The sequence below is a fragment of the Streptomyces sp. ActVer genome (genome assembly GCF_027270795.1).
Lineage (GTDB): Bacteria > Actinomycetota > Actinomycetes > Streptomycetales > Streptomycetaceae > Streptomyces > Streptomyces umbrinus_A.
The window spans coordinates 1-7,260 of sequence record NZ_JAPWHT010000499.1 but is presented as its reverse complement, the minus strand read 5'-3'; the positions used below and the strand labels follow the sequence as shown (position 1 = coordinate 7,260).

At 69.5% G+C, this 7,260-nt stretch carries 6 protein-coding genes and 2 pseudogenes; 1 reads left to right on the top strand and 7 read right to left on the bottom strand.

Features of this window, described 5'->3' with window-relative positions; genetic code table 11:
* The 6 genes and pseudogenes from O3Q52_RS45410 to O3Q52_RS45385 all read right to left on the bottom strand — a co-directional run.
* Positions 1-235: pseudogene (locus O3Q52_RS45410) on the bottom strand (choline dehydrogenase); the annotation flags it as partial.
* A gap of 121 nt (positions 236-356) precedes the next feature.
* Complete coding sequence (locus tag O3Q52_RS45405; protein ID WP_269654354.1) at positions 357-1,487, bottom strand: ROK family transcriptional regulator; 1,131 nt, start codon at positions 1,485-1,487, stop codon at positions 357-359.
* 8 nt (positions 1,488-1,495) lie between these two features.
* The gene (locus O3Q52_RS45400; RefSeq protein ID WP_269654353.1) at positions 1,496-2,914 is read right to left on the bottom strand and encodes a carboxylesterase family protein; all 1,419 of its coding nucleotides are present in this window, start codon (positions 2,912-2,914) and stop codon (positions 1,496-1,498) included.
* A 5-nt stretch (positions 2,915-2,919) separates the two neighbouring features.
* On the bottom strand, positions 2,920-3,801 hold the full coding sequence (locus O3Q52_RS45395) for a carbohydrate ABC transporter permease (protein ID WP_269654352.1): 882 nt from the start codon (positions 3,799-3,801) through the stop codon (positions 2,920-2,922).
* Complete coding sequence (locus O3Q52_RS45390; protein ID WP_269654351.1) at positions 3,798-4,718, bottom strand: carbohydrate ABC transporter permease; 921 nt, start codon at positions 4,716-4,718, stop codon at positions 3,798-3,800. Before O3Q52_RS45390 ends, O3Q52_RS45395 begins: the two co-directional genes overlap by 4 nt.
* A gap of 7 nt (positions 4,719-4,725) precedes the next feature.
* The gene (locus O3Q52_RS45385; RefSeq protein ID WP_269654350.1) at positions 4,726-6,024 is read right to left on the bottom strand and encodes an extracellular solute-binding protein; all 1,299 of its coding nucleotides are present in this window, start codon (positions 6,022-6,024) and stop codon (positions 4,726-4,728) included.
* 511 nt (positions 6,025-6,535) lie between these two features.
* Between O3Q52_RS45385 and O3Q52_RS45380 the strand changes: the two genes are divergently transcribed.
* Entirely contained in the window at positions 6,536-6,967 is a 432-nt protein-coding gene (locus O3Q52_RS45380; protein WP_269654349.1) for a transposase, read from the top strand.
* A 100-nt stretch (positions 6,968-7,067) separates the two neighbouring features.
* Here O3Q52_RS45380 and O3Q52_RS45375 read toward each other — a convergent pair.
* Positions 7,068-7,260: pseudogene (locus O3Q52_RS45375) on the bottom strand (hypothetical protein); the annotation flags it as partial.

The following is a 7,260-nucleotide window of genomic DNA, read 5'->3' as shown; positions in this document are numbered from 1 at the left end:
TACCGGGCGTCAGGTCGTCGAGGCTGTCCGCGACATCGCGCACCACCTCGGCGCCGGTGTACATGCCTTGGATGCCGGTGCCGACCCGTTCGTTGTAGCGCGACCAGAGAGCCGGATCGTCGACGTCGTGCAGGTGCAGGCCTGGTACCTCGCCGATCGCGCTGCCACCGTCGACCATGGTGATGTCCAGCGCCGGATCGGTGTCGCGCAGCAGCCTGGCCACAACTGATCCCATGATGCCGCTGCCCACGACGAGGACGTTGGTGCGAGTGGTGCGAGTGGTGCCGGTCAACGAGAGACTCCTGTCCTGTACTGCTGCCTGGTACTGCTGTCCCGCTTCTGCTGGTGGTGTGCGTTCACGCGCTCGGGGCGAGCGGGCCGAACAGCTGCGTGTCCATCGAATCGAGTGCCAGCTTGACGGCGCCGATGAGGTCGGCATCGCGCCCCAGACACGTGGCACGCAGCTCGACCGCGGGGGTGCGGGCGTCGTGCATCGCCTTGCGCACCCGGGGCAGCAGCACATCGGCCGCGTCCTCCAGACCGCCGCCGAGCACGATGAGCGACGGCGCGACCGTCCACGACAGGGTCGTGAGGATCGACGCGATGTTCTCCACGAATTCGTCCACCTCGGCGAGCGCTGTCGCATCACCGGCACGAGCCGCGTCGAAGCGGTCGAGCGCAACCCTGCGCCGATCCGGTTCCGGGGAGGTGAGCCCTGCCACCGGACGGTTCTCCACCGAGCCGGTCGGCATCGACGCCGCTTCGACGATCTCGCCGGCGGCACCGTCGAGCCCCCTGTGCACGGCGCCTCGGATGAGGATGCCCAGGCCGGTCCGGTTCCCGAGGATCGCCCATACGACGTTGTCGTGGTCGCCGGCCACGCCCCGCCAACGCTCCGCGAGGGCACCGAGATTGGTGTCGTTGTCGGCGAACCAGGGCATCGGGACCCGCCGCGCGAGTTCCTCGGGGAGGTTCACGCCTTCCCAGCGCGTCGTGTGCACCAGGCGTCGTACGACCCCGTCGTCGTCGATCGCGCCACCGCTCGCGACAGCACCGGCCCGAAGACGGTTCGCCGACCCGCCCGCGTCGTCGAGCGCCTCCAGCACCAGTGCCGCCGCGTCGTCGAGCGTGGACTGCGGATCCTGGTAGGCGCGCAGCGGCCGGTGCGCCCGGCCGACGACACGGCCGCGTACGTCGGCGATGACCGCGGACGCGTCCAGGGTGGTGATGCGCACGGCCGCCAGCAGCGCGTGTTCGGCCCGCAGTTCGTACCGGCGGGCCGGGCGCCCTGCACAGCCACTGGTCGGCACGCGGTCCAGTTCGGTCACCCACCCCGCCTCGACGAGCGAGTCCAGGACGACCTCGATGGTGCGGCGGGAGAGGCCGACCTGCTCGGCGAGCTCGGTCAGCGTGATCGGCCCGGCCGACACCGCCAGTGCGCGCAGGATGACCGAGGTGTTGATGCGTCGGACGGCGCTCTGGTTCATTCCGGACATCAGCACGCCTCCGCCACCCCGGACACCGCCGGTACCACCGGATCGAACACGCCCGTGGTGTCGGCGGTGAGCGCCGCGCCGGGACGGCCGTATTCGCGAGCCGCGTCGCCGAGTGTCCCGGTCGCCCTGGCCCAGGCCGGCTCCTGGCCGCGTACGAACCCGACCAGATCAGTGTGGGTCAGTGCGGCCAGTTCCCCTGGCGGGTTCGGCCCCAGCGCCTCAGCAACTCCGGGTGCGTCGAGCACGTCGAAGAAGAACGGGATGTCGATGCAGTGCGTGGCACCGCCGAGCACCGGGGAGGGCCATTCGAAGGAGTACAGCCAGGTGCCGGCGGCGGCGTCGCGGCGGGAGGCGGCGACACGCGGGCAGGCGGCGCGGAAGAGCGTGTCCGTCACCCGGGTGCCTGCCTCGCGCCTGCCTGCCGTGCGGGTGGTGGTGTCTCCGTCGAATTCGTCGCCCGTGGCGCCGAGCAGCAGCGGTACGGCGTGTCCGTGCCGGGTGAGTCCGTCGGCGATGGGCGCGGGCAGGATGTCGTCGCCGACGAACAGGCCGAGCGCCGGCATGTCGTCTCCCTGCTCGTCCCGCAGGTCGATGACGCACTGCTGGATGTGCTCCACGGCGCGGCCGGCGAATCCGGCTCGCGTCGGTGGCACGCCGAGCCGGTGCCCGAGCCGTCCGAGGAAGTCGCGTGCCGCGTCCCCGTCTGCCGCGAAGGTGCCACCGGACAGGCCGGCGGCACGGTGGAAACGGCCGCTGCCCGCGGGCGACGAGAGCAGCGCGAGGACCGCCGCTCCCCCGGCCGACTGACCGGCGACGGTGACCCGGTCCGGATCGCCGCCGAAAGCGGCGATGTTGTCCTGCACCCAGTCGAGCGCGAGCAGCAGGTCGCGCAACCCGAGGTTCGCCGGGACGCCGTCCAGTACGGCGAATCCGTCGACGCCCAGCCGGTAGCCGACGGTGACGCAGACGACGCCGTCGCGGGCGAAGGCACGGCCGTCGTACCACGGGCTGGCCGGGCTCCCCGCCAGGAAGCCGCCGCCGTGGATCCACACCAGAACCGGGAAGGGCTCGCGGTCGTCGTCGGCGGCGGGCGCGACGATCCCTAGGTTCAGCACGTCGTCGCCCGGCACCGACGGCTCCGGCACCGTGGTCGTGGCGAACAGCGGCACGCGCTGCGCGGTGGCACCGTGCCGGGACGCGTCGAACGGCTCCGTGAACCGGCCGCGGCGGGCCGGCGCTGCGAACCGCCTTGCGCCGGTGGGAGCTTCGGCGTACGGAATACCGAGGAAGCGCCGAACCGAGCCGGTGCGACGGCCGATGACCGTGCCCGCCGGCGCGCGGACGGTGACGGTCTCCCGGACTTCGGCCGGGCGGACCCTCGTCTCGTATCGCTCGCCGGGCGTGTCGAACGAGTCCATGGGGGTCACCGCATTCCCGTTCCGGCGACGCCCTGCACGAAGTAGCGCTGCAGGAACAGGAAGAGCACCAGCACCGGCAGCATCACGACGATCGCCCCGGCGAGCAGCAGACCGTAGTCGGTGACGTGCGCCGCGGCCTGGCTGGTGGCGGCCAGGCCCACCGGCAGTGTGTAACTGGACATGCTCTGGGCGACGATGAGCGGCCAGAGGAAGTTGTTCCACGAACTGAGGAACGACATGATCGTGATCGTCGCGACAGCGGGTCCGGCCAGCGGGAGAAAGATCCCGAAGAAGATCCGGAACTCCCCCGCGCCGTCGATCCGGGCCGCTTCGAGCAGTTCGTCGGGGATCGACATCGCGTACTGCCGCATGATGAAGACCGACAACGGCAGCGCCACGCTCGGCAGCGCGACACCGGTGAGGGTGTCCGCCAGGCCCAGGTCGACCGTGATCACGAACTGCGTGACGAACACCGAGGTGAGCGGCATCATCATCGCGCCCATCACCGCGGCGAACGCGATCCGCCTGCCGGCGAAGTCGAGCTTGGCGAGTGCGTAGCCGGCGGCCGACGCCGCCACGATGTTGCCGGCCACCACCATGACCGCGACCACGACGCTGTTGACCAGGAACCGGCCGAAGCCCTCTGTGGTGAACAGCCGCTCGAAGTTGTCGAAGGTGAGGTGCTGAGGAAGCCAGGCACCGGGGTCGGAGCGGATCTCGTCGAGACTGCGCAACGAGCCGCTGATCACCCAGACGAACGGAAGCATCGTGAGCAGCGCGCACAGCACGAGCGCGCCGTACAGCAGGGGCCGGGAGACGGACCGGCGGCGCACCGCGATCCGGTCGGTGGTCATGTCGGCGTTCTCCAACGCGGCGAGGGCGGTCATGTGCGGGGCCTCAGCAGCCGGAACTGGACGGCGCTCACCAGCATCACGAGCACGAGCGTCACGAAGGACGCGGCCGAGGACATCCCGAACTCGCCGGCCCCGAACTGGTGATAGGTGTACAGCGCCACCGATTCGGTGGAGCCCAGCGGGCCGCCGTTGGTGAGCAGGTACGGCTCGTCGAAGACCTGGAGGTAGAAGACGGTCAGCAGCACCGACACCATGAGGGTGGTGGGACGCAGCAGCGGCAGGGTGATGTGCCTCAGCTGCCGCCACCGGCCGGCCCCGTCGAGGGAGGCGGCCTCGTACACGTTCTGCGGAATGCCCTGCAGGCCTGCGAGGAACAGCACCATCGCGATGCCGAAGTTGCGCCACACGCCGAGCAGGATGACCACGGGCATGGTCAGATTCGGGTCGTCCAGCCAGTTCGGCCCGGCGAAGCCGACAGCGCCGAGCATCTTGTTGACGGTGCCGCCCGCGTTGAAGGCGTACTGCCAGATCAGGGCAACCGCCACGATGTTCGTGACAACCGGCGCGAAGAAGACGGTGCGGAACACGCCGCGCAGCCGACGGATGCCGGAGTTGAGTGCGAGGGCCAGCGCGAGTCCGATCCCCATAGTCAGTGGCACACCGACAGCCACGAAGACGGCGGTGTTCAGGATGTCACGCAGGAAGCTCTGGTCCTGGAACAGGCGGAGATAGTTGTCCAGCCCGGTGAAGTCCACCGCGAACGGATGGCGCAGATCCGCGCCCCGCAGGTCGGTGAGGCTGAACCCGAGCGCGGCGACGGTGGGGATCGCCGTGTAGACCAGGAACACGAGGGTGAACGGCGCCAGGAACAGCCAGCCCACAGCCGTTCGACGGGCTCCCCGAGTGCCACGCGTTCTGCGCGGCGCCTTCGGGAGGAGGGTGACGGTCATCCGCGGATCACTCCGTACCCATGCCGAGGCTCTGGGCGTACGACTGGAGGTTCGCGGCGGCCTTCGCGGCGGTCTCCTCGCCCTTGGCCACAGCTTCCATCTCCTTGCCCAGCCGGGTCGCGACCTGCGGCCAGGTACTGACCTGCGGGAACGCCCGGGTGTTCTTCAACTGCGTCAAGAAGGCGTCCAGCAGCGGCTGGCCCGCGATGGCGGAATCCTTCCAGGCGGAGACGACCGCCGGCAGCGAGCTGTACGCCTTGTACTGCGACACCTGCGTGCTCGGGCTCGACATGTACCGGATGAGCTTCCACGACGCGTCCGCGTTGTCGCTGTCGGCGAGCACCCCCCAGCTCCCGCCCGCGGAGAAGGAGACGCTGCCCGACGCCCCGGCCGGCAGCGGCGCCGTGGCTACGTGCGACGCCGTCCACCCCTCCTTCTTCGCGGTGGAGTCGAGCTGACCGATGACCCATGGACCCGTGATCATCGTGGCCGTCTTGCCGGACACGAAGTACGGCTGTGAGTCGAGGAACCCGGGCCCTCCGGTGTCGGCGGTCCCGGAGGTGTAGAACGACGCGTTGTACTTGATCGCGTCGACCATCGCCGGAGTGTCGAGCGTCCACTCGCCGCCCGCGGACAGCAGCGAGCCGCCCGCCTGCCAGGCGTACATCGCGGCGTCCTGTCCGTTGAAGATGTCCCAGCCGATGTCGGCCCCGAGGCCGTGCCCGGCTCCGGAGCCCTGAAGTGCCTTGAGGAACGGCACCATCTCGTCCCACGTCTTCGGCGCCTCGACGCCCGCCTTCTTGGCCAGGTCGGAGCGGTAGACGAGCGCGTAGGTGTACGCGTACCAGGGCACCGTGTAGGCGACGTCCTTGACCACACCGGCGTCCCACAGGCTCGTGAAGAAGCTGTCCGGGTCGACGAGGCCGTCCGGAACTGGCCGGAGGATCGACGGATCGAGGAACTGCGCCTGCGACTCGGGAAAGAACTGGGCGACATCGGGCCCCTTGCCCGCCGCGATCGCCGACTGGAGTTTGGTGTAGTAGTCGGCGTTCGGGATCAGCGTGAACTTCACGTCGAGGTCGGGGTTCGCCGCCTTGAAGGGCTTGATGACCTTGTCGAGCACGTCCGCGTCGCCCTGGGCGGCCCAGACACTGACGGTGCCTGTGGCCGGGGAGCTGGCGATGGGCTCGGCGCCGGCTTTCGTGGTGGTGTCGTCACTGCGGCCACAGCCCGCCAGGGCGAAGCTGCCGAGGAGGGCTATGCCGCCGGTCAGCCGTAGGGCATCGCGTCTGGAGAGGTTGGACACTCGGGGCTCCTGTCACATGAAGACGCTGAGGACAGTGGTGTGCTTTCTGGTGAAAGCAGCCTGATGGACCTAATGCGTCCGATGGGTCCTATGCGGCCGATAGTGACGGTATGAATGGCGTGTTTCGACGGCGTACCGGAAGCCGCCCCGAATAATTTCGGAACTTGTAGCGAAATCGATTTGTCACGATCTGTCACGAACCGCCGTCCGCTCACCTGACCGACCCCGGCGGGCTCGCCGCCTGGGCAACAGCGCTGCGGCGGGGAGGCCAGCCCGGCTGTCCGACAGCCCGGGTCTGCGCCGGAGGCGCCTGCTCCGACAAAGTGCTGGAGGGCATGGCCGAACGGCAGAGCCGCCCGCTCGACTCTGTCTGCCCGGACATCAGATCGACAGCGCCGTCCGGTCACTGGAACCGGACGACTCCTGAGGGGGCTCACCTGGTCCCGGCGTGGCCACACCCTGGTGCTGAAGGTGACCGGGAAGGGCTCTGGTCGAGTACTGGGCCGGCCTGGTGTGCATCAAGTCCAGGCAGGCGACCCGGCTGACCTACCGCACTCAGCCCTACCGGGGCCGGACCGGCGAGAAGAAGGGCTTCCGTGCCCGGGAGTTCGCATCCCTCCTGAGCGCGACCGCCAACTCGGCGGTCCGGACATTGTTGTGTGGGACAACGCAAGTACCCACCGTGCCCGTGCATGCACTACGGGAGTTCCGCGGCCGCAGCAGCGCCAGGCACACCATCCACCGGCTCCCGCCGTACGCGCCGGAGCTCGATCCGGTGAAAGGGGCATGGGACAGCCTCAAGAAGAACCTGGCCAACCTGGCACCGCACAGCATCGAAGAACTGGACCCGCTCGTGAAACGCCGTCTTCGACACCTCCCACAGCACCCGGCCCTCCTCGACGGCTTCGTCGCCGGGACCGGCCTGCGCCCAGGCCCTCCATGAACCGTCACCCCAGCCTTTCAATCTCAGAGGCAACCGCAGCAGGGATCGGGGGGAACTCCTGCTTCTGCTTGTGGGATTCATGCGGTGTGAGACGGCGCGGTCAGGCGATTCCGGTGCCGCGCAGCAGCAGTAGCACCACGTCCACCACCGCCACGGCGACCGCTGCCGCGAACGCCGCCCGTTCCCAGCGGCGTCCCACTACCGTCCCCGCCACCGCGACCAGGACGGCCACCGCGAGCGCCGCCACTCCCCATCGGCCGGGTGGTCCGGCGGGCCCGGGCACCAGCACAGAT